Consider the following 20,543-nt stretch of genomic DNA (forward strand, 5'->3'; position numbering starts at 1 on the left):
ATGTGAGATCCTCAAGGGGAAGTCAGGTTGAACTGTTCTTCGTCTGAGGTGGCAGGATCAGCTTCAACCTCCCGGGAGGCCTCTCCCAGCTCTAGATCCTCGATACGCTGGCCGCGCCTGGAGATCTTGTCTGTCGAAACGAGGATCTGGTCGATATCCCTGTTGGCTTGGGTGAAGTGGGTCTGCAACTTGCCGACCCGGTCATTCAGCCGACCGACGTCATCCAGAAGCTTGGTCACTTCAGCCTGGATCAGATGCGCCTGTTCACGCATTTTCGCATCCCGCAAGACGGCCTGAATGACCTGGATGGACAGCATCAGAAGTGATGGCGAGACAATGACAACACGCGACCGGTGAGCCTTCTGGATCAGGTCTTCGAAGCGTTCGTGCAGTTCGGCGAAAATGCTCTCTGACGGGACGAACAGAAAAGCCGTGTCCTGGGTCTCGCCGGGAATAAGGTACTTGTCCTTGATGTCGCCAATGTGCTTGGTGAAGTCTCGCCGGAACTGTGCACTTCCAGCCCGTGTCCCTTCTTCCGTCTCGGCTTTGCGGATCAGCTGAAAGGCTTCGAGTGGGAACTTGGCGTCGATGGCCAGCGGAGGGGCACCATTGGGCATGTAGATCAGGCAGTCGGGTCGCACGCCGGTGGAAAGCGTCGCCTGAAAGCTGTAACCGGTTGAGGGCAGCTGATCCTGAATGATCAGCTCCATGCGGCCTTGGCCAAATGCGCCGCGTGTCTGCTTGTTGGCCAGAATAGATTGCAGTTCGACCACCTGTCCGGAGAGGTCGGTGATCGTCTGCTGTGCCCGATCGATGACAGCGAGCCGTTCATGCAGCTGGCGCAGACCCTCATGGGTTTGCTTGGTCGTATGGACCATGGAGTTGCCAAGTCGTTGGCCCATGCCGTCAAGGCGTTCGTTGACAGCACGCATCATGTCCGACTGCCGGGACCCGAAAATCTCCGCCATGGTCTGCATGCGTCCGGAGATCTCGCCCTGCGACTGCATGACTTTCGACAGGTGGCCTTCCAGATCCTCAATCCGTTCTCCTGCGGCGATTTCCGCGTCGCCACTCCGGCGAAGTTGCGCCCGCGCGCTGATCAGCAGCAGCAGAAGGCACACCAGCAGGATGAGGCCTGCAGCGACAGCTGCCTCAAGGGCGGTGATCGCGCGGTTGCCAAGAAAAAACAGAGTTGAGTTCATGGAAACAAACATAGAACGATTCTGCCGAATGCGCAGCAGCTCTTGCGCGTTTCAAAGACGAACATCCCAACAAGCTTCGAACGAGTTTGGTGATCTGGGACGCTGCGGCGAAGACCAGTGAATGGTCTTGCGCAAGCAGCCTTCGGCACGACTGGCAAAAGGAAAAGCGAAAGACTTGTCTGAGTGTCTTGAGGCGGCAAGCAGGCCTTTGTGCCGGAATATGGTGTCGAAATCCGTCAAAGATTGAGGCTAAGCCCGGTGTTTTGAAGGAATTCGCGTTGACCCCAAGCGCCGCTTTGCCTATGTGGTTCGCATGACAAAACGCGACATCATCACCATTCCCGATCCAGTCCTGCGACAGGTGTGCGAACCGATCGCGACCGTTGACGACAGCATCCGCCAGCTGGCGGACGACATGCTCGAAACCATGTATGCTGCGCCAGGCATCGGTCTGGCTGCGAGCCAGATCGGTGTGTTGAAGCGCATTTTCGTACTGGACGTTTCCAAGGAAGAAGACCCGAACGAACCATTGGTCTTCATCAACCCCGAGATCACCTGGGAAAGCGAAGAGCTTTCCGTCTATCAGGAAGGTTGTCTCTCGATCCCTGACTTCTATGAAGATGTCGAGCGCCCAGCACAGGTCAAGGTCACTTTCCTCGACCGCGAGGGCGTTGCGCAGGAAATCGAGGCGGATGGCTTGCTCGCAACGTGCATTCAGCATGAGCTGGATCATCTGAACGGTCAGCTGTTTATTGATTATCTGTCGAAGCTCAAGCGCGATCGGGTGATGAAGAAGTTTACCAAGCAGGCCAAGCAGGCCGGCACGCTCTAGGCTCGTCTTGTCGACGGGTGCCACCGAACCTTCGGAAAGCCATATGGATTTACGCATCATCTTCATGGGGACGCCGGAGTTTTCCGTGCCGACCCTGATGGAAATCGTCGGCATGGGCTACGAAGTCGTTGCTTGCTACTCGCAACCGCCGCGCCCGGCTGGGCGCGGAATGGATCTGAAAAAATCCCCGGTGCATGAAGCCGCGGAATCCTTTGGCATCCCTGTGTTCACACCGACAAGTCTGAAGGACCCGGAAGAGCAGCAGAAGTTCACCGATCTGGACGCCGACGTGGCCGTGGTCGTGGCCTATGGGTTGTTGTTGCCGCAGGCTGTTCTGGATGCGACGCGCGAGGGGTGCCTCAATCTGCATGCTTCTCTGTTGCCGCGCTGGCGTGGTGCTGCGCCGATCAACCGGGCGATTATGGCAGGCGACGCGGAAACCGGTATTCAGGTGATGCGAATGGAAGCCGGACTGGACACAGGGCCGGTCTGCATGGCCGAGACGATGCCGATCGATGCCAATATGACTGCAGGTGATTTGCATGATCAGCTGTCGGGATTGGGAGGCGATCTGATGGTTCGCGCGTTGGCCGCCCTGTCGCGTGGCGCCTTGATGGCGACACCGCAGGCGGAGGAGGGTGTCACCTATGCATCCAAGCTCTCCAAGTCTGAAACGCAGATCGACTTTAGCCAGAGCGCGCTATCCGTTCACAATCACATTCGTGGTCTCTCGCCATTTCCCGGCGCCTGGTTCGAAATGCAACGCGGAACCAAGACTGAGCGTGTAAAAGTCCTACGCAGCCAGGTTGCCGATGTGCAAGGTGCGGGCGCAGAACCCGGAACCCTGTTAATCTCGGATGGCAATGGGCCTGTCGTGGCCTGTGGTGAGGGGGCGGTTCGCTGCACCCAGCTGCAGCGCGCCGGCAAGACCGCCGTCAGCGGTGCGGAGTTTCTCCGTGGGCTGCAGCTGAAGAACGGCGACAAGCTGGTCTGAGGCATCGGTCCTGAAACGAAGGACGGCACGCACAGGGGGAGAGCGATGAACGATGAGATCGATCATCAAGAGCTGGTGTTGCGTGCTGCGACACCCGCCGATGAAATCGGAATTCGTGAACTGAATACGGCTGCCTTCGGGCAGGACAACGAGGCCCGTCTCGTCAGTCGTCTACGCCATTGCGGCGCTTTGGTTCTGGAAATGGTGGCGCAGACACCGCGTGGTCGTATCCTCGGTCATATTGCATTCTCGCGGGTGACACCGGCGGATTCCGGACCGGGACAGGGCCTCTTGGTGACCTGCCTTGCGCCCATGGCTGTTTGGCCGGAGTTTCAACACCAAGGGATCGGTGGCAAGCTGATTACCCGATCTCTGGAGCTTCTGCGCGAAAAGGGCGAAGACCTGGTGGTGGTGCTTGGCTACCCGACCTATTATCCGCGCTTCGGCTTTGATGCCGAACTGGCGCAGAAGGTTCATGGACCCTATTCCGGAATTGCCTTCATGGCCTGCGCCCTGAGCGAAGCCGGCTCCCGCGATCTACCGGTCACCGTCACGTTCGCAACACCCTTTGAAGAGTTCGAGTAAGTTCTGCAATGCCGCGCTACAAACTGACCGTGGAATATGATGGCCGGCCGTTTTGCGGCTGGCAGCGCCAGGCGAACGGGCCCTCGGTTCAGGCTGTCATCGAGCGGGCGATCAAGGCCTTCACCGGCGAGGACGTCACCATCGGCGGGGCGGGGCGTACGGACACGGGCGTACACGCGACCGGTCAGGTCGCCCATGCCGACTTGAGCAAGGATTGGCCGGAGCGCACGGTGCTTGGCGCCTTGAGCCATCACAGCTTGCCAGATCCTGTGTCGATTTTGGCCGTCGAGAAAATGCATGAGGGGTTCGATGCGCGCTTTTCCGCCATCCGTCGCTCCTACCGTTATCGCATCCACAACCGTCTGGCACCGCTGACCCATGATCTCGGGCTGGCCTGGCACGTCAAGACGGAGCTTGATGCAGGGGCCATGCACGAGGCGGCTCAGGAATTTGTTGGCCATCACGACTTCACGACTTTCCGCCACACCCGCTGCCAGGCAAAAAGCCCCGAAAAGACACTGGAGACTTTCAGCGTGCGCCGTGACGGAGAGTTCCTGATAGCCGAATGTGCATCCCGCTCTTTCCTGCACAATCAGGTGCGTTCGATGGTCGGTTCGCTGCGGCTGGTGGGTGAGGGCAAGTGGCGTGTGGGCGACATTACCAAGGCGCTGGCGGCGCGTGACCGCAAAGCCTGCGGGCCGGTTGCACCAGCCGATGGCCTGTATCTGACAAAGGTCGATTACCGCTCCATCGAGGCCGATCTGGAAGAACAGCGGCTATGGGCGCACAAGAGAGCGGCTACACAGCCTGAGTGAACGGCCCGCCGATCTGGGCAGGATTTACGCGGTGCAGAGCGGCTGTGGCGGGGACACACCCTGTGCTGAAGTATCGACGCCCAGACCGCACAGTGATGTAAAGAGGGCTTGATCCCGCGTGGGGGAGCGACTACCTCCTGTCTCACGTGAGCAATTTCACATTTCAGGATCCAATGTCAGTTCAGCGCGTCTCTTATAATCCGACACCTGGTCTTTTTTGGCTTGTGGTAAGCCCGATTGGCCGTGTCTCGCGTGAAGCATATTGGCTTGGCTTCCTGCTTGTATGGCTGGTCATTGGTCTGTCCGTGAACATGTGGCTCAATTCCTTGCCGCCGGACGAGGATCTGGTTGCGCTCGACATTACCCATTTCATGGCGTCGAACGCTCTGTTCCCGATCCTCTTTCTCGTGTTGCAATGGACAGCGCTGGCTCTGGTGATCAAGCGCTGTCAGGATATTGGCTTTCCTGGCCTTGCCGCGATCTTGATCTTTATCCCTGTTGTCAGTTTAGTGGTGATTATCGGCTTGGGATTTTTTCCCAGCCAGAACAAACCAAATCGCTACGGTCCCTTCCCCAATAGCTACTTTCGCGGGAAGTCCTGAGGGCTTACTGCATCCCTTTCTGCTTGGTCTTTGCATGAAGACAAGCTGCTTTGTTCCAGACTGAGGCCTCATGTCCGATACACTTTCTGCCGCCGTTGAAATCGCCCGTGATCTGATCCGTTGTCCGTCTGTTACCCCGGTTGAGGGGGGGGCGTTGGCGTTTCTGGACAAGCTTTTGACCGCCAGAGGCTTCACAGTCGAGCGACCTGTCTTCAGTGACGAGGACACCCCAGACGTCGAGAACCTCTTTGCTACCATCGGTTCAGGTGCGCCGCACTTCGTCTTCGCAGGGCATACGGATGTGGTTCCGGCCGGCCAGGAGACCGAGTGGCAGCATGGTCCGTTTGAGGGGGAGATTTCCGAAGGGGTGCTGTTCGGGCGTGGCGCGGTCGACATGAAAGGGGGCATAGCCTCCTTCGCAGCCGCTGCCCTGGCATTCCTCGACAATCACGGTGATGACTTCACAGGCACCATCTCGTTCCTGATCACTGGCGACGAGGAAGGCCCGGCGGTCAACGGCACCTCCAAACTGCTGCAATGGGCGGATGAACAGGGCTACAAGTTTGATGCCTGCATCGTTGGCGAGCCGACAAATCCGGACCAGCTGGGCGACGCCATCAAGGTTGGGCGCCGTGGTTCCTTGTCGGGTATTGTTACGGTGAAAGGCACGCAAGGGCACGCAGCCTATCCGCATCTGGCAGACAACCCCATTCCGGGTCTGATGAAGCTGATGACGGCTCTGGACGCGGTTATCTTCGACGACGGGAATGACCGCTTTCAGCCGACAAATCTGGAAATCGTCACCTTCGACGTCGGCAACACGGCCTTTAATGTCATTCCGGCGCGCGCCGAAGCACGCTTCAACGTGCGTTTTAACGACGAATGGTCTCTCGACAGTCTGAAGCTGAAGATCCAGGAAATTCTGGGCAGTGCTGCGACCGAAGACCTGAAGTGGGATATCGCCTTTCGCCGGGATGGCAGCGATTCCTTCCTTACACGCGATGAAGTGCTGATCAAGGCGCTGAGCGAGGCCGTCGAGGCGGAGACAGGACGCTGCCCGGAGCTGTCGACCGGCGGCGGAACATCCGATGCGCGTTTTATCAAGAACTATTGCCCGGTGGTGGAGTTCGGTCTGGTCGGTCAGACCATGCACAAGATCGACGAGTGCACGCCGGTCAAGGATCTGGACGAATTGGCTGCCATTTATGGTCGCTTCCTTGAAAGCTACTTCGCCAGCAAGCCAAAAGGCTGAGGGGGATGATCAGCGCGGCGGAGATCAGACACGCACTCAAGGGCTGCTGGCTGCTGTTTGGCAACAGGCCTGAGGGGGAGCGCTACTTCGACACCTCAATTGAGGGCTTCTGGAGGTCGTTCCAGGTCGTGATCCTGTTGCTGCCGTTTCTGATCCTCAACGGACTGGCTGGCCAGAAGCTGATTGCTGAGGAAGGCAGTGTCTCGCCGGAGGAATTGGCAGCGAGCTTCTTCTGGCAATCGCAATTCACCGGCTACGCCCTCGACTGGGTGACGATGCCCATTCTCCTGGCACTTCTGTCCGGCGTGCTTGGCATCAGTCGGACTTTTATCCCCTACATCGTGGTCCGCAACTGGGCGAGCCTGCTGGGCACCTTTCCCCACACGGTGATTGCCGCGCTTTACCTGATGGGGGCCGTATCCTCAGGTCTGATGGTCTTGATGTCCCTGTCCACGTTCGTGGTCATCCTCTGGTACCACTTCCGCATTGCCCGTCTGGTGCTTCAGGCAAACATCAGCCTTGCGTTCGGCGTGGTGATTCTGGATGTGCTGCTCTCCCTGCTCGTCGGAGAGCTTGTCGGTCGTTTCTGGGGCATTTGAATGCAGTGAATTTGGATGCAAAAAAGCCGCTCCATTTGGGAGCGGCTTTTGCATGTCTTTAACTTTTGAGGCCTGCCAGGCTTAGTCGCGCAGCAGTTCGTTAATTGCTGTTTTGGAGCGGGTCTGGGCATCGACGCGCTTGACGATGACGGCGCAGTAGAGGCTCGGGCCCGGAGTGCCATCCGGCAGCGGCTTGCCCGGCATGTTGCCCGGAACCACGACGGAGTAGGCGGGAACTTCGCCGATGAAGATCTCGCCAGTGTTCCGGTCGATGATCTTGGTCGACGCGCCGATGAAGACGCCCATCGAGAGAACGGCACCTTCGCGCACGATCACGCCTTCGACAACCTCGGAACGCGCACCGATGAAGCAATTGTCTTCGATGATCACTGGGCCGGCCTGCAGGGGCTCCAGAACGCCGCCGATGCCGACGCCGCCGGACAAGTGGACGTTCTTGCCGATCTGCGCACAGGAGCCGACTGTGGCCCATGTGTCGACCATCGTGCCTTCGTCGACATAGGCGCCAAGGTTGACAAAGGACGGCATTAGAACCACGCCCTTGCCGATAAAGGCAGAGCGCCGCACGGTGCAGTTCGGAACAGCCCGGAAACCGGCCTCTTCAAAGTTCACGCCGCTCCAGCCGTCGAACTTCGAGGGAACCTTGTCCCACCAGGTTGCATCGCCAGGACCGCCCTTGATGACTTCCATTGCATTCAGACGGAACGACAGCAGAACTGCTTTTTTCGCCCACTGATTGACGACCCACTCGCCTTCTTTCTTTTCAGCAACGCGGAGTTCACCGCGGTCGAGAAGATTGAGGGTCGCTTCGACAGCCTTGCGCACGTCACCGGTGGTGTGCGTGTCAATGTTGGAGCGGTCCTCGAAAGCAGCGTCGATGGTCTTTTCCAGACCGGCAATGTTGATGGTCATCAGAGTGCCTTGCCCAAGTTTCGGAGGTTTCAAATTCAGTCGCGCGGACCTAAGCCGCACGGCGACCATCTGTCAAGCAAGAGCCGGGACCTTAGGGAGCGTGAGTCCGATAAAAACCTCAAGTATGCTTGAATTTTGGATCCCGGTTTTCTGACGGTTTATATGCTTTGCTGCAGCTTCATTACCCATCATGATTTGATTCAAGCTGAGGAATGCTCAAGTGGAGATATGGATCCCGACCACGGTGTTCGCCGCGTTCTGCCAGAACCTGCGATCTGCGCTGCAAAAGCATCTGGCGGGTGATTTCGGACCAGCTGTTGCAACCTTCGTGCGCTTTGGCTTCGGGTTTCCCTTTGCCTGTCTGTACGTCGTTGGTCTGCGGTGGATGACGGACAGCCCTTGGCCAGAGGTAACGCCGATCTTTTATCCGGCTGCTATCTGCGGCGGCCTGGCTCAAATTGCCGCGACATTCCTGCTGATCAAGTTGTTTTCCATGCGCAACTTCGCGGTCGGTACCGCCTATTCCAAGACCGAGCCGGTTCAGGCCGCTCTGTTTGGATTTCTGTTACTCGGCGAAAAACTTACAGCGGTTCTTCTTGGTGCGATAGTCGCTGGCGTTGCTGGGGTCATTCTGATCAGTACGGGCAAGTCGTCCGAGAAAGCCGGCACGTCCGGTCAGCCATTCGGCTGGCGAAATGCTCTTCGCCCGGCAGCCTACGGCCTGGGGTCCGCTGCGCTGTTCGGCGCTTCAGCGGCGTTGTACCGGCTGGCCTGTCTGGCGCTGGAAGGCACCGGGTTTCTGATGCAGGCCGCCATCGCGCTGGCCTGTGTCACGGCGTTTCAAACGGTTGTGATGGGCAGCTGGCTGGCATGGCGTCGCATGGACCAGCTCAGGGCGACACTCACCCATTGGCGCTTGTCCACACTGGTCGGTCTGGCCGGGGTCAGCGGGTCGGCCGGATGGTTCACGGCAATGACCCTGCAGCAGGTGGCCTATGTTCGCGCGCTGGGGCAAGTAGAGCTGCTGTTTACCTTCGCTGTCTCATTGCTGGTGTTCCGGGAGAAAATCACGGGGAGGGATGTGCTTGGGTGCTCGATGATCCTGGCGAGTGTGGTGGTCATTTCCATCCTGGGTTAGCGCCTCACTCTGCGTGTGCGGCTTCCAGCAGCCACGCCTTGAAGGCGCTGACCGGTCGCGATTGCGGGCGAAGCGGCGAGCGGACGAACCAGTAGCCCGTGTCGAGGTCCTGTGCCGGCCAATCGGGCAAGACCAGATGTCCAGCAGCAACTTCAGCGGCAACGAACCTGCGGTCGATAACAATCGCGCCCATTCCGGCAATGGCTGCCTGAATGGCCAGGTCACGCGTTTCAACAAGCGTGCCGGAGACGGTTTCGGGATGGATCAGGCCGACATGGGCCAGCCAGGACGGCCAGTCATTGCGCCGCGCAGCGCTGTGCAACAGTCGTAAGCCTGAGAGTGTCTCTTGGGTCAGAGGTGTCGCGGGATCCAGAAGGCCGGGCGACAGGGCCACTGCGAGATGTTCCTGCCACAGCAGCTCCCCTTCGACAGATGGCCAGTGCCCTTTGCCCAGGCGGATGGCGCAGTCGAAGTTCTCGCGTTCGAGATCAACCACCCGGGTAGAGGTGGAGAGAAGAATTTCCACATCAGGCTGCAATGCCTGGAATTTTGGCAGGCGGGGGATGAGCCAGCGGGTGGCGAATGTCGAGACGGTAGAGATGCGCAGCTCGGTCCGACCACGCCGCTTGAAGCTGTCGACGGCCTCATCAATACGTTCAAACGCGTCGCCAATGCCAAGCGCCAGCCGCTGACCTTCTTCGGTCAGGCTCAGGCCTCGCCCGTCGCGCAACACCAGCGTGGCTCCCAATTCGCTTTCCAGCTTGCGCATCAGGTGCGAAAGCGCAGAGGGGGAGACGCCGAGAAGCTCGGCAGCCTGAGAGGCGCGGCCATGCCGGGCAAGAAGTGCAAAGGCGTGAAGAGCGCGCAAGGACGCCATTGAAGACTCATGAAACGTTTGAGATTTGCTCAATATACCAAGACCCGGCTATCGGCGCCAGACCCATAATTCAGCGTGGGGTGGTCTCATCGACTGTCTTGATCTATCAAGGGCCTGTGCCCAGATGCCGCTCATGTGATGATGGAGTAACAGGATTGGATCAGATCGATTTCCGGTCATCGGCACTGAGGCTTCTACCGGGCCTGAGCGGTCTTTGGCTCTCTGCCGGCGTTGTTGTGATTGCAGGCCTCACGCCGGATTACTCCCATGTCAGCCAGTTCATGAGCGTGCTTGGAGCGCAAGGCGCCCCGTTTGCGGACTGGGCCAACTATGCTGTTTTCGGTCCAGCAGAGGCTGCCATGTTGGTTTTTCTGGTCGTGCTGTGGGCAGCCCTTCCGAAAGCAAGCGCTGCCATTGTGACCGGTTTGGCCCTCCTGACGCTCTATGCCTGTCTCTTAATGGCCGCCGCCTTCCTGCCATGTGATGCGGGCTGTCATGCCGGGGTGAGCGGTGCTTCCGCCTCTCATAGGACACATATGGTCATCGGAACCCTGGCTTATCCGTTGGCCTTGATTGGCCTGCTCCTGCTGTGTTTGTCGCTTCCGGGTGCAGGAAGCCTTCGGCTCATGGGCCTGCTGGCGTCGGTCTGTGGTTTTGGTCTTTTTCTGACAATGCTCAGCGTCACAGACCTTCAAGGCCTGACACAGCGCCTTCTGGAGGCGATCATTTATGTGCAAACAGCGGTTCTGGGATGGCGCGCCGCATCGCTGCGCCAGGCCTCCGGATCATCTGAGACTGCCCACCACGGCTTTTAAGAAGCCGGCCAGGTCGTCCGTGATGAAGTCAACTTCCGGTGCGCTGTCTTTCTCCAGGTCCAAGTCACCTTTAAAGACCTCACGGGCTCCGGGCGGGACAATCAGCACTGACCGCATGCCAAGCTTGTGCGGCACGGTCAGGTTTTTCTGCAAGTCTTCAAACATTGCGGCGCGGACCGGCGAGACACCGGTGAGTTTCAGAAACTTGTCGTAAGCTTCACGGTTTGGTTTCGGCAGAAGACCGGCTGCGACGATGTCGAAGATATCTTCAAAGTGGTTGCTGATGCCAAGCGCCGCAGCGGTTCGCTCCGCGTGCGGACGGTCGCCATTGGTGAAGATGTATTTCTTTCCCGGCAGCTCCGCTATGGCTTGCGCCAGATCCGGATTCTGCTGCACGTTCGAATAATCGATGTCGTGGACATAGCTCAGGTAAGAGTCGGGATCGACTTCATGCTCGCTCATCAGCCCGCGCAGGGTTGTGCCATACTTGTGGTAGTAGGCCTTCTGCTGGGTCATGGCGTCCTCAGGCGCAATCTTCAGAAGATCGGACACGAAGGAGGCAATGCGTTCGTTGATCTGGGGAAACAGATCCGACCCGGATGGGTAAAGCGTGTTGTCGAGATCAAAGACCCAGGCTTCGACACCTTTGAAGACCCGCAGGTCCTGGCGGTGCGCGTGCTGACCTTCGCCGCTTGGCTTGTCTTGCTCGGTCACGGGCGGATCAACGTTCCGGCACCACCGTCGGTGAAGAGTTCCAGCAAGACCGCATGGGACACTTTGCCGTTGAGGATGACAACGCCTTCGACGCCCTGATCGAGTGCTTCGATGCAGGTTTCGACTTTCGGGATCATTCCGCCATTGATCGTTCCATCGGCGATGAGTTCGCGCGCACGGGCGACAGTCAGCTGCTTGATCAGATTTCCGTCCCTGTCGAGTACGCCTGGAACATCCGTGAGAAACAACAAGCGTTTTGCATTCAGCGCGCCTGCGATGGCGCCTGCGAACGTGTCAGCATTGATGTTGTAGGTCTCGCCGTCAGCGCCAGGTGCGACGGGCGCAACGACAGGGATCAGGTCTTCCTTCAACACGAGCTTCAGGACAGTCGGGTTTACGTCAGCGGGTTCGCCGACAAACCCCAAGTCGATGACCTGCTCGATGTTGGAATCCGGGTCAACGGTCGTCCGGCGCAGTTTTTCCGCGGTCACCATGTTGCCGTCCTTGCCGCATAGGCCGACAGCACGGCCGCCCTGGGCATTGATCGACTGGACGATCTCCTTGTTGATGGAACCGGCAAGAACCATCTCCACCACTTCGACGGTCGCCTTGTCGGTGACGCGCAAACCGCCACGGAATTCGCTGACGATGCCAAGACGTGTCAGCATTTTGCCAATTTGTGGACCGCCGCCATGAACGACAACCGGATGCACGCCGGACTGGCGCAACAGTGTGATGTCGCGTGCAAAGGCACTGGAGAGGCTGGCATCTCCCATGGCATGACCGCCGTATTTTACCACCACGGTGCGTCCGTCATAGCGCTGCATGTAGGGCAGGGCCTGGGCGATGATGTGAGCGCGGCTGGGCTGGTCCGGTGTGGTCATGGGAGGTCTTGGTCTCAAGTCGCTAAAAATGCAGGACTGATTTGATAGCGGATTTCGCGCGTCTTCTCAATCCGATGACGGGAAAATGGTGTCAGACGATGCTGGCAATCTCGGCCTTGAGCAGGTCCAGTCCCTGGTTCTTCTCCGAGGATGTTGCGATGAGCCTTGGGAAAGCGGCGACGCGCTTGGACAGCAGGGTCAGGGTTTCCTCTTCAAGGCGTTTCAGCTGAGGCGGCTTGATCTTATCCGACTTGGTCAGAACGATCTGGTAGCTCACCGCTGCCTTGTCGAGCAGGCTCATCGCTTCACTATCGTTCGGCTTGATGCCATGACGGCTGTCGATCAGCACGAAAATACGCCGCAGGGTGGGCCGTCCGCGCAGATAGGAGAACACCAGCCGTGTCCAGGCATCGACCATGTCTTTCGGTGCCTGGGCATAACCGTAGCCTGGCATATCAACGATGGTCAGAGGTGTTTCTTCGTTGCCGAAGAAGTTCAGCATCTGCGTCCGGCCGGGCGTGGACGAGGTCCGTGCCAGCCCATGACGCCCAGTCAAGGCGTTGATCAGGCTGGACTTTCCCACGTTGGATCGGCCAGCAAAGGCGATCTCGGTGTTGCCGATTTCTGGCAGTTGCGCCATGTCCGTCACGCTGGTGATGAAATCCCAGCGTTTTGCGAACATCAGGCGGCCATCGTTCAGCAGGTCTTTTGTGTAAAATTCGTCTTCGTCGCTCATGAGCGCTCTTCTAGCGATCTCCGGAGGTCACGTCGAGTACAAAGCGCGCAATCGTCCCTTACAGGGCGGCGGCGATGCATTCCAGGTCGCCCGGGTGTCCTTCCCTTATCGCTGACAGATTGGCCGAGATCATCTCGATGGGCCAATTCCACCAGGCGATTTCCAAAAGCCGGTCGACCGTTGCTGCATCGAACCGGGTGCGTATGATGCGCGCCGGGTTTCCGGCAACAATAGCATAGGGCGGCACGTCCGAGCCGACCACGGACTTGGAGCCGACAATGGCTCCGCTGCCGATGCTGACGCCGGGGAGGATCGTGGCATCGGTCCCGATCCACACATCGTGGCCTACGGTCGTGTCTCCTCGTGAATTCTTGAGAAAAACGGAGGTGTCGTAATCCTGTTCCCAGCCGCCTTGAAAAATATGAAACGGGTAGGTCGAGACGCCGCCCATCGCATGGTTGGCGCCGTTCATGATGAACTCGACGCCGGTGGCCAGCGCGCAGAACTTGCCGATTGTCAGTCGGTCGCCGAGAAAGTCGAAATGATAGCGGACGCATTTCTCCTGGAACCGCGCGGCATCGACAGGGTCATTGTAATAGCTGTAGTCGCCGGCTTCGATATAATCGCCGGAGATGACGTTCTTGATGAAGACTGTGTGTTCCGCGCCGGGAAATGGAAACCGGGCTTCGGGGGCAGGGCCATGCATGGTGAAATCCTGTAAGTGACAGCGTAGCAGGACGCGCAATAGAGCGCGCGATTTGAAAGGTGCCCGCCTTGGGCCGGCAACTTTCACGCTTTGGTCTTGCTGGGGTCTGGAACTCAGGAAATCACTGGCCTGCGGCCTCCGGTCAGTCGAAACAAAAAGGGCCCCGGAAATCCGGAGCCCCTTTTTATCATTTTGGAACTGAAGCGTCAGCTCTTCTTTTCTTCGGAGTCTTTGTTCCGATTGAAGGTGCCCTTCAGATTGTCCCACAGCTCGATCTTCACGCCTTGTCGGCGCATGATCACATATTGCTGAGTGATCGAGAGGCTGTTGTTCCAGGCCCAGTAGATCACCAGGCCGGCCGGGAAAGAAGCCAGCATGAAGGTGAAGACGATCGGCATCCAGGTGAAGATCATCTTCTGCGCCGGATCGGGCGGAGCCGGGTTCATCTTCATCTGCAGGAACATGGTGATGCCCATGATCAACGGCCAGACACCCAGCATCAGCATCTGCGGCGGATCCCAGGGGATCAGGCCGAACAGGTTGAAGACGGTGGTGGGATCCGGAGCCGACAGATCCTGGATCCAGCCAAAGAAGGGTGCGTGACGCATTTCGATGGTCACGAACAGAACCTTGTAGAGCGAGAAGAAGACCGGGATCTGGATCACGACTGGCAGACAGCCTGCCAGCGGATTGATCTTTTCCTTCTTGTACAGCTCCATCAGCTCTTGCTGCTGCTTCTGGCGATCATCCGGGTAGCGTTCCTTGATTTCCGCCATTTGCGGCTGAACAAGTTTCATCTTGCTCATGGAAACGTAGGACTTGTTTGCCAGCGGGAAGAAAACCGCCTTGACGCCCACTGTCACCAACAGGATGGCAACACCAAAGTTGCCAACAAGATGGTAGAGGAAGTCGATGGCATGGAACATCGGCTTGGTCAGGAAGTAGAACCAGCCCCAGTCGATCAGCAGCTCGAAGTTGGAGATGCCGAGATCGTCCTTGTAGGCATTGAGCAGCTTGGTTTCTTTTGCCCCTGCGAACAGGTGAGAGGATGTTCCAGCGGTCGCACCTGCATTCACCGTCACGGCCTTGCCGAGGAAATCGGCCTGGTAATTGTCGCTGCCGGCGTTGTGGCTGAAGTTCGGCTGGAACGCCTCGCCTGGGGTCGGGATCAGCGTTGTCGCCCAGTACTTGTCGGTAATGCCGAGCCAGCCCTGGTTGACTTCTTTCGGACGGATCTTGCTTTCTTCCTGGAGGTCGGAATAGTCGATCTCCTTCAGGCCTTCTTCGCCGAAGAAGCCAAGCAGGCCTTCATGCAGAATGTAGAAGCTCTGGTGATCCGGTTCGCCGGTGCGGGCAATCAGGCCGTACGGATAGAGCGTCAGGTCTGCATCGGTCGTGTTTTCGACTGACTGGCTGACCGTGAACATGTAGTTCTCGTCAACGCTGAACGTGCGCTTGAAGGTTAGCCCCTCTCCATTGTCATAGGACAATGTAACCGGTTGAGACGGGGTCAGGTCGGCGTTGCCGTCGACGTTCCACACAGTGGAGCCGGTAGGCAGGGTGATGTTGGAATTGGCTTCCGTAACCCAGCCGTAATCGACGTAATACGGATCGGGGCTGCCTTTCGGCGCCAGCAGAATCACGGTCGGGCTGTCGTCTTCAACCGTCTGGCGATAGTCCTTCAGGCGAAGATCGTCGAGGCGACCACCGGTCAGATTGAGCGAGCCTGAAAGGCGGGGGGTGTCGATGGCGACGCGGTCCGTTGCCTTCAAGGCATCTTCCAGACTGACGGTTGCAACCGCAGCGGACTGCGGAGGCGTACCAGCTGCCGGCGTGCCGCCAGGGCCGACGGGCGTTGTCGTGTCGCTCTGCGTGGCGGCACTTTGCTCGGCGGCCTGTTGCGCCTGCTCTGCCTGTTGTCGTTCAAGCTGTGGTTGGGCAACAAAATATTGCCAGCCCAGCAAGACAATCAAAGAAAGCACGACTGCAAGAATCGTATTGCGATTTTCAGAGAACAACTGGTTTACCCCTGTTTTCTGCCCGTGACCGGTTTGCTTCCTCGTGGTCGGCGTGGCGGTCTCTTGTTCCCTTGCGGTGCTTTGGGGTCAAGGACCTGCTGAAGACCAGACTTGAGATCGGCTACCAGATTTTCGAAAGGATGAGATAGGGCTGCTTCACGCCCGACCAGCACGAAATCTGCCTGTGGCGGAACATCCGTCAATTGAAGAGCTTGCACAGCGGCCCTGAGGCGACGCTTGATACGGCTACGAACGACCGAGTTCCCGGTCTTCTTCGTGACAGTATAGCCGACACGTGATGGAATGTCGGCTTCGCGTTTCAAGCCCTGTAACACAAAAGCGCGCCGGCCCACGCGACCGCCTTTGGCGACGGCGAGGAACTCGGAGCGCTTTTTAAGTGTTGTCATGTGCGGTGGCTTTGGCTGTGATTGAAAGACATTCATCGCCTGCTACCACCGCTTGTCGCGAGGCCCGCTTAGGCGCTCAGACGCTTCCGACCCTTGGCCCGACGACGCGCGAGAACCTGCTGGCCATTCTTGGTGGCCATACGTGCGCGGAAACCATGACGGCGCTTGCGGACAAGACGGCTCGGCTGATACGTACGCTTCATTGCTCATTATCCGCGCCCAAGCGCGGCCCTTTTTTTCTTTAAAATTCTTTGGAAGAGGCACCCTTCCGTCTAATTGCGGATAAACCACGGCCCGAAGCGCGTGATTGCAGGTGCATATCCCGGTCGAGCGCGCTTATAAGCAAGGCGGGCTCACGAGTCAACGATAGGGCAGGCAAATTCAGATTTTCCCAGACGCTGATTGTTGCCTTTCTGGTCTACTGCTCACATTCCGTCAACTGTCGGTGAAGCGCGCTGCATTTGTCGACAGGCGTCCCACATTCTGACTAGCATGGTGCGAAGGACGTAAGTTCTCTGGAAATAACAGGAATTTATCCAACCCGGCACGAGTTGAAGCTGATTTGAAGGCGCCAGAAAATGGGTGACAAGCAAATTGCGGGCGAGAACCGCACATCATCAGGGGTATCGTGGGGGCGTTGGGGTGCCCTGGCCGCCTTGTTGATGGGCCTGGCGGTCGCCTATGCCTATGGCCTGCAGGACTACCTGACCCTCTCGGCTTTGATTCGCGAACATCAGGCGCTCTCCGAGTTTGTTGAAGCGCATCTCATTGCAGCGTTAGCGCTTTACATCCTTATATATATAGCGGCGGTGGCGCTGTCTTTTCCCGGAGCATCGTTCCTGACAATCGCCGGCGGCTACCTGTTTGGCTGGATGGTCAGTGGCACTGCCGCAGTCTTGGCGGCCACCGCCGGTGCCACACTGGTATTTCTGATTGCTCGCAGTTCGGTTGGCGAAGTGTTCCGGCGCAAGGCTGGTGGCTGGCTGGCCCGGATGAGAGAGGGCTTTCAGAATGACGCCTTCAGTTACATGTTGTTTTTGCGCCTGACGCCGATTTTCCCCTTCTGGCTGGTGAATATGGCGCCAGCGCTGCTGGGCGTTCGCTTGTCCGTTTATAGTGTGGCGACGCTGCTGGGGATCATTCCCGGCACTTTTGCCTTTTCGATTGTCGGGTCAGGGTTGGGCAGCCTGATTGACGCTCAGGAGCAAGCGTCCCCCGGATGTGGAGAAGCAGGAACCTGCAATGTCGAAATCTCCGCGCTCATCACCCCGACCATGCTGGTCGCACTGTTCGCCCTCGGTATCCTCGCGCTTATTCCAGTTGTTTTGAAAAGCCGGCGCAAGGGATGACATCAGGCCCTGTGCGTGCGGCAGAAAGAGTTTCATGACAGACACTGTGTTGACCCCTGATATTTGCGTCATCGGAGCCGGTTCCGGAGGGCTGTCGTTGGCCGCTGGTGCAGCTGCCTTCGGTGTAGAGGTGGTTCTTGTCGAAAAAGGACGGATGGGTGGCGATTGCCTGAACTATGGCTGTGTCCCCTCGAAGGCGCTTCTGTCTTCTGCCAGGGCGGCTTTCGCCCGCAACGGGCTCGTGGATGAACCGCTAGGGCCCGATTTTGAAAGCGCGCGGGCACACATCCAAGCGACTATCGCCGCCATCGCTCCGCATGATTCTCAGGAGCGGTTCGAGGGCCTTGGAGTGACGGTGCTTCGCGGCGGCGCACGATTTGTCGATCAGGAGACTGTGTCCGTAGGAGATCGCCTTATCAAGGCGCGGCGGTTTGTCGTCGCCAGTGGCTCCTCGCCCCTCGTTCCTCCGATCCCCGGTCTCGACCAAACGCCCTACCTGACCAATGAAACCCTGTTTGAGGATCTGCGGCCCAAGCCCGACCTGCTGATCATCGGTGGCGGGCCGATCGGTCTGGAAATGGCCCAGGCGCATCGGCGCCTGGGGTCTCGTGTCACGGTTCTTGAGGCCGGTCGTATTCTGTCCAAAGATGACCCAGAGCATGTGGAAATCCTCCGGCAGCACGTGAAGAGCGAAGGCATTGCCCTGCTGGAAGGCACTCACGTGGAGCGGGTCGAGCCAACGGACAGTGGTGGCGTCATCGTGCATGTGGCCACTGAGCAGGGAATGCGTGCAGTAACCGGAACGCATTTGCTGCTGGCGGTGGGCAGGTCACCCAATGTGGATGGGCTTGATCTGGAGAACGCCGGCATCGCCACTGACAAGCGCGGCATCAGGGTCGATGCATCGCTGCGCACGAACAATCGCAAGGTTTACGCCATTGGCGATGTTGCGGGCGGGCCACAATTCACCCATGCAGCAGGCGCTCAGGCAGGTCTCCTCCTTCGAGCTTTGCTGTTTCGCCTGCCGGTCAAGTTCACGGCCGACAGCATTCCATGGGCAACCTACACCTCGCCTGAGGTGGCGCATGTTGGCCTTGGTCTGGAGGAGGCACGTCGCCGGGCGGGCGCTGTTCGTGTCCTGAGCGTAGCCTACGACGGTAATGACCGGGCCCGGACCGACAATCAGACAATCGGCGCGCTGAAGCTGTATGCGGGCAAGGGTGGCCGGCTGCTTGGGGCTGATATCATCGGCGCGCAGGCGGGCGAATTGGCGTGTCTTTTGTCGCTTGCCTACTCAAAGAAGATGACAATGCGTGATCTTGCCGGTTTCGTTGCGCCCTATCCGACCTTGAGCGAGTTGGTACGCCGCGCGGCCATCAGCTATTACGCTGAGGCACCGGCCAATCCCTGGGTTCGCCGAGTTGTCGCAATATTGCAAAAGTTTGGGTGACCCCCGTTACACTTAACGGGATAGGATTGGCGGGGCGTATATGTTTGTATTGCCAAAGGTAACCTTGAGACGACCACGGTGTTGGCTGAAGGCGCCCAGTGAAAATCAGTGCCGGAAATGACATGAAGCGCGAAAGCGGACCGACAGATCAGGCAACGTCAGGCGCACGCCCGCAGACGGGGCCGCATTCCATTTCCGAGCCGGATACATCGGGCGCCATGCATACTCAGGGGCTTGGGGCACAGATGCCCTATGCCTGGGGGGGGCTTTCGGGCAAGCTGCTTCTGCTGACGATCAGTTTCGTCATGCTGGCAGAGGTGTTCATTTACGTTCCGTCGGTTGCCAACTTCCGCAACAGCTGGATGACCGACCGGTTGACCACTGCCGGAGTGGCCGCCGCCGTTCTGAGCGAGACCAACACCATCGCCCCGCGCTTGCAACAGGAGCTGCTGCGGGCCACGGGCGCCGTAGCCATTGCGCTTGATTTCGGCAGCCGCCGCAGCCTGATTGCCATGAACGAGACCCCGCTCGAGATCACCATGGTGGTCGACATGAGCGACATGAGCCCTTGGCGATCCATCGTTCAAAGCTTCCAGACACTGGCACACCTGGATGGAGGGTTGCTACGGGTGGTGGGGCAAGGGCAGATGGGGCTTGTCGAGAAAGTCGACGTGGTCCTGCCGATTAATCTGCTGCGCAACGACATGTTCGCCTTTTCCTGGCGTATTCTCGGCCTGTCTCTGGTTATTTCCGTCATCACCGCAGCTCTTGTCTACATCAGCCTTCAGGCCTTGTTTGTGCGTCCCCTGCAACGCCTGACCCGCGCCATGGACCGTTTTGCGGAAACCCCGGAAGATCCCAGCTGCATCATTCCACCAGCCGCCCGAAAGGACGAGCTGGGAGAAGCCCAGGCACGCCTGTCCGTCATGCAGGAGGCGCTTGCCCGCGCCCTGCATCAGAAGCAAAGGTTGGCAGACCTCGGGCTCGCCGTCTCCAAGATCAATCATGATCTGCGCAATCTTCTGGCCTCCGCCCAGCTGTTTTTAGAGCGCCTGGAGCATGTCGAGGATCCGACCGTGCGGCGCCTGGCCCCTAAGATCGTTGCTACGCTGGACCGGGCAGTCGGATACACACAAGCCGTCATGTCCTACGGCAAGGCGCAGGAAAGTGCGCCCCAGCGCCGCTGGCTGAACCTCTATCAGGTGGTGCTGGACGTCACTGATGTTTTGGGTCTGCACGAGCATCCCGCTGTACAGCTGGAAGTGCGCGTGCCGAAGGATCTGGAGGTCGATGCCGACCCGGAGCAGCTGTTCCGGGTTTTGCTCAACCTGTGCCGCAACTCACTACAGGCACTGGAGACCGAGCTGGATCCGGCGATTGTGCGACGGATTGATGTTCACGGCGTTCGGCAGGGCTGCGAAGTCAGCATTACAGTCACTGACACTGGACCCGGCATCCCGGCGCAAACCCGCAAAGCCCTCTTCAAGGCTTTTCATTCCAGCTCCAAGAGCGGTGGGGTGGGGTTGGGTCTGGCGATTGCTGCCGAGCTTCTGCGTGCCCATGGCGGGCGTATTTCCCTGGAAGACAGCCGGCGCGGTACCCAGTTCCTGATTGTTCTGCCTGATCGCAGCGCATAGC

22 protein-coding genes are annotated in these 20,543 nt (G+C 58.6%); 12 read left to right on the forward strand and 10 right to left on the reverse strand.

All coding sequences use genetic code 11. The features are described from left to right. Nucleotides 1–11 precede the first annotated feature (11 nt). The gene (locus J0X15_RS10760; RefSeq protein WP_408015338.1) at nucleotides 12–1,214 is read right to left on the reverse strand and encodes a DNA recombination protein RmuC; all 1,203 of its coding nucleotides are present in this window, start codon (nucleotides 1,212–1,214) and stop codon (nucleotides 12–14) included. A gap of 301 nt (nucleotides 1,215–1,515) precedes the next feature. Here J0X15_RS10760 and def point away from each other — a divergent pair, with 301 nt between their 5' ends. The 7 genes from def to J0X15_RS10795 all read left to right on the forward strand — a co-directional run bounded on the left by def (nucleotide 1,516) and on the right by J0X15_RS10795 (nucleotide 6,881). Next, nucleotides 1,516–2,034 carry a peptide deformylase gene (gene def, locus J0X15_RS10765; protein ID WP_206940541.1) on the forward strand — a complete coding sequence of 173 codons (519 nt, stop codon included), beginning with the start codon at nucleotides 1,516–1,518 and terminating at the stop codon, nucleotides 2,032–2,034. A gap of 43 nt (nucleotides 2,035–2,077) precedes the next feature. Next, nucleotides 2,078–3,028, forward strand: coding sequence for a methionyl-tRNA formyltransferase (fmt, locus tag J0X15_RS10770; protein ID WP_206940543.1), 951 nt, complete (start codon nucleotides 2,078–2,080; stop codon nucleotides 3,026–3,028). 45 nt (nucleotides 3,029–3,073) lie between these two features. Then, the gene (locus J0X15_RS10775; protein WP_206940545.1) at nucleotides 3,074–3,613 is read left to right on the forward strand and encodes a GNAT family N-acetyltransferase; all 540 of its coding nucleotides are present in this window, start codon (nucleotides 3,074–3,076) and stop codon (nucleotides 3,611–3,613) included. An 8-nt stretch (nucleotides 3,614–3,621) separates the two neighbouring features. Continuing rightward, nucleotides 3,622–4,428 carry a tRNA pseudouridine(38-40) synthase TruA gene (truA, locus tag J0X15_RS10780; protein ID WP_206940547.1) on the forward strand — a complete coding sequence of 269 codons (807 nt, stop codon included), beginning with the start codon at nucleotides 3,622–3,624 and terminating at the stop codon, nucleotides 4,426–4,428. A gap of 173 nt (nucleotides 4,429–4,601) precedes the next feature. Then, nucleotides 4,602–5,030, forward strand: coding sequence for a DUF805 domain-containing protein (locus J0X15_RS10785; protein WP_206940549.1), 429 nt, complete (start codon nucleotides 4,602–4,604; stop codon nucleotides 5,028–5,030). Between the two features lie 70 nt (nucleotides 5,031–5,100). After that, nucleotides 5,101–6,282 (forward strand): succinyl-diaminopimelate desuccinylase, encoded by a 1,182-nt coding sequence (dapE, locus tag J0X15_RS10790; RefSeq protein ID WP_206940550.1) that lies wholly within the window; start codon nucleotides 5,101–5,103, stop codon nucleotides 6,280–6,282. Nucleotides 6,283–6,287: 5 nt separating this feature from the next. Beyond that, entirely contained in the window at nucleotides 6,288–6,881 is a 594-nt protein-coding gene (locus J0X15_RS10795; protein WP_209015251.1) for a hypothetical protein, read from the forward strand. Between the two features lie 81 nt (nucleotides 6,882–6,962). Here J0X15_RS10795 and dapD read toward each other — a convergent pair whose 3' ends face one another. Further along, nucleotides 6,963–7,811 (reverse strand): 2,3,4,5-tetrahydropyridine-2,6-dicarboxylate N-succinyltransferase, encoded by an 849-nt coding sequence (gene dapD, locus J0X15_RS10800; RefSeq protein ID WP_408015339.1) that lies wholly within the window; start codon nucleotides 7,809–7,811, stop codon nucleotides 6,963–6,965. Between the two features lie 220 nt (nucleotides 7,812–8,031). Here dapD and J0X15_RS10805 point away from each other — a divergent pair, with 220 nt between their 5' ends. Then, a complete protein-coding gene (locus J0X15_RS10805) occupies nucleotides 8,032–8,949 on the forward strand; it encodes a DMT family transporter (protein WP_206940551.1) in 918 nt (305 codons plus the stop codon). Between the two features lie 4 nt (nucleotides 8,950–8,953). On the opposite strand, the gene J0X15_RS10810 is transcribed toward J0X15_RS10805, so the two are convergent. Continuing rightward, nucleotides 8,954–9,826 carry a LysR substrate-binding domain-containing protein gene (locus tag J0X15_RS10810; protein ID WP_206940552.1) on the reverse strand — a complete coding sequence of 291 codons (873 nt, stop codon included), beginning with the start codon at nucleotides 9,824–9,826 and terminating at the stop codon, nucleotides 8,954–8,956. Nucleotides 9,827–9,981: 155 nt separating this feature from the next. Here J0X15_RS10810 and J0X15_RS10815 point away from each other — a divergent pair, with 155 nt between their 5' ends. Further along, nucleotides 9,982–10,641, forward strand: a complete 660-nt coding sequence (locus J0X15_RS10815) for a DUF998 domain-containing protein (RefSeq protein ID WP_206940553.1) — start codon at nucleotides 9,982–9,984, stop codon at nucleotides 10,639–10,641. Here J0X15_RS10815 and J0X15_RS10820 read toward each other — a convergent pair. The 7 genes from J0X15_RS10820 to rpmH all read right to left on the reverse strand — a co-directional run bounded on the left by J0X15_RS10820 (nucleotide 10,612) and on the right by rpmH (nucleotide 16,309). Then, a complete protein-coding gene (locus tag J0X15_RS10820; protein WP_206940554.1) occupies nucleotides 10,612–11,355 on the reverse strand; it encodes a pyrimidine 5'-nucleotidase in 744 nt (247 codons plus the stop codon). The two genes, J0X15_RS10815 and J0X15_RS10820, sit on opposite strands and share 30 nt — an antisense overlap. Beyond that, nucleotides 11,352–12,239, reverse strand: a complete 888-nt coding sequence (gene argB / locus J0X15_RS10825) for an acetylglutamate kinase (protein WP_206940555.1) — start codon at nucleotides 12,237–12,239, stop codon at nucleotides 11,352–11,354. Before argB ends, J0X15_RS10820 begins: the two co-directional genes overlap by 4 nt. A 91-nt stretch (nucleotides 12,240–12,330) precedes the next feature. Further along, nucleotides 12,331–12,975 carry a ribosome biogenesis GTP-binding protein YihA/YsxC gene (gene yihA, locus J0X15_RS10830; RefSeq protein ID WP_206940557.1) on the reverse strand — a complete coding sequence of 215 codons (645 nt, stop codon included), beginning with the start codon at nucleotides 12,973–12,975 and terminating at the stop codon, nucleotides 12,331–12,333. A 58-nt stretch (nucleotides 12,976–13,033) separates the two neighbouring features. After that, nucleotides 13,034–13,681 carry a CatB-related O-acetyltransferase gene (locus tag J0X15_RS10835; RefSeq protein ID WP_206940559.1) on the reverse strand — a complete coding sequence of 216 codons (648 nt, stop codon included), beginning with the start codon at nucleotides 13,679–13,681 and terminating at the stop codon, nucleotides 13,034–13,036. Between the two features lie 206 nt (nucleotides 13,682–13,887). Continuing rightward, nucleotides 13,888–15,699 carry a membrane protein insertase YidC gene (yidC, locus tag J0X15_RS10840; RefSeq protein WP_206940562.1) on the reverse strand — a complete coding sequence of 604 codons (1,812 nt, stop codon included), beginning with the start codon at nucleotides 15,697–15,699 and terminating at the stop codon, nucleotides 13,888–13,890. Nucleotides 15,700–15,704: 5 nt separating this feature from the next. Next, on the reverse strand, nucleotides 15,705–16,142 hold the full coding sequence (gene rnpA, locus J0X15_RS10845) for a ribonuclease P protein component (protein WP_209015252.1): 438 nt from the start codon (nucleotides 16,140–16,142) through the stop codon (nucleotides 15,705–15,707). A gap of 32 nt (nucleotides 16,143–16,174) precedes the next feature. Next, nucleotides 16,175–16,309 (reverse strand): 50S ribosomal protein L34, encoded by a 135-nt coding sequence (gene rpmH, locus J0X15_RS10850; protein ID WP_206940564.1) that lies wholly within the window; start codon nucleotides 16,307–16,309, stop codon nucleotides 16,175–16,177. A 375-nt stretch (nucleotides 16,310–16,684) separates the two neighbouring features. On the opposite strand from rpmH, the gene J0X15_RS10855 reads away from it, so the two are divergent. The 3 genes from J0X15_RS10855 to J0X15_RS10865 all read left to right on the forward strand — a co-directional run bounded on the left by J0X15_RS10855 (nucleotide 16,685) and on the right by J0X15_RS10865 (nucleotide 20,542). Next, nucleotides 16,685–17,455 carry a TVP38/TMEM64 family protein gene (locus J0X15_RS10855; RefSeq protein ID WP_206940566.1) on the forward strand — a complete coding sequence of 257 codons (771 nt, stop codon included), beginning with the start codon at nucleotides 16,685–16,687 and terminating at the stop codon, nucleotides 17,453–17,455. A 34-nt stretch (nucleotides 17,456–17,489) separates the two neighbouring features. Continuing rightward, nucleotides 17,490–18,905 carry a dihydrolipoyl dehydrogenase family protein gene (locus J0X15_RS10860; protein ID WP_206940568.1) on the forward strand — a complete coding sequence of 472 codons (1,416 nt, stop codon included), beginning with the start codon at nucleotides 17,490–17,492 and terminating at the stop codon, nucleotides 18,903–18,905. Nucleotides 18,906–19,027: 122 nt separating this feature from the next. After that, entirely contained in the window at nucleotides 19,028–20,542 is a 1,515-nt protein-coding gene (locus J0X15_RS10865) for an ATP-binding protein (RefSeq protein WP_209015253.1), read from the forward strand. The last annotated feature ends 1 nt before the right edge of the window (nucleotide 20,543 follow it).

Source organism: Roseibium limicola (assembly GCF_017313085.1).
Classification (GTDB): Bacteria; Pseudomonadota; Alphaproteobacteria; order Rhizobiales; family Stappiaceae; genus Roseibium; species Roseibium limicola.

Bases quoted from the DNA above. Each gene is read 5' to 3' on its own strand.
- J0X15_RS10760 (WP_408015338.1), bottom strand. From the start codon at position 1,214: ATGTTTGTTTCCATGAACTCAACTCTGTTTTTTCTTGGCAACCGCGCG.
- def (WP_206940541.1), top strand. From the start codon at position 1,516: ATGACAAAACGCGACATCATCACCATTCCCGATCCAGTCCTGCGACAG.
- fmt (WP_206940543.1), top strand. From the start codon at position 2,078: ATGGATTTACGCATCATCTTCATGGGGACGCCGGAGTTTTCCGTGCCG.
- J0X15_RS10775 (WP_206940545.1), top strand. From the start codon at position 3,074: ATGAACGATGAGATCGATCATCAAGAGCTGGTGTTGCGTGCTGCGACA.
- truA (WP_206940547.1), top strand. From the start codon at position 3,622: ATGCCGCGCTACAAACTGACCGTGGAATATGATGGCCGGCCGTTTTGC.
- J0X15_RS10785 (WP_206940549.1), top strand. From the start codon at position 4,602: ATGTCAGTTCAGCGCGTCTCTTATAATCCGACACCTGGTCTTTTTTGG.
- dapE (WP_206940550.1), top strand. From the start codon at position 5,101: ATGTCCGATACACTTTCTGCCGCCGTTGAAATCGCCCGTGATCTGATC.
- J0X15_RS10795 (WP_209015251.1), top strand. From the start codon at position 6,288: ATGATCAGCGCGGCGGAGATCAGACACGCACTCAAGGGCTGCTGGCTG.
- dapD (WP_408015339.1), bottom strand. From the start codon at position 7,811: ATGACCATCAACATTGCCGGTCTGGAAAAGACCATCGACGCTGCTTTC.
- J0X15_RS10810 (WP_206940552.1), bottom strand. From the start codon at position 9,826: ATGGCGTCCTTGCGCGCTCTTCACGCCTTTGCACTTCTTGCCCGGCAT.
- argB (WP_206940555.1), bottom strand. From the start codon at position 12,239: ATGACCACACCGGACCAGCCCAGCCGCGCTCACATCATCGCCCAGGCC.
- yihA (WP_206940557.1), bottom strand. From the start codon at position 12,975: ATGAGCGACGAAGACGAATTTTACACAAAAGACCTGCTGAACGATGGC.
- J0X15_RS10835 (WP_206940559.1), bottom strand. From the start codon at position 13,681: ATGCATGGCCCTGCCCCCGAAGCCCGGTTTCCATTTCCCGGCGCGGAA.
- rnpA (WP_209015252.1), bottom strand. From the start codon at position 16,142: ATGAATGTCTTTCAATCACAGCCAAAGCCACCGCACATGACAACACTT.
- rpmH (WP_206940564.1), bottom strand. From the start codon at position 16,309: ATGAAGCGTACGTATCAGCCGAGCCGTCTTGTCCGCAAGCGCCGTCAT.
- J0X15_RS10855 (WP_206940566.1), top strand. From the start codon at position 16,685: ATGGGTGACAAGCAAATTGCGGGCGAGAACCGCACATCATCAGGGGTA.
- J0X15_RS10860 (WP_206940568.1), top strand. From the start codon at position 17,490: ATGACAGACACTGTGTTGACCCCTGATATTTGCGTCATCGGAGCCGGT.
- J0X15_RS10865 (WP_209015253.1), top strand. From the start codon at position 19,028: ATGAAGCGCGAAAGCGGACCGACAGATCAGGCAACGTCAGGCGCACGC.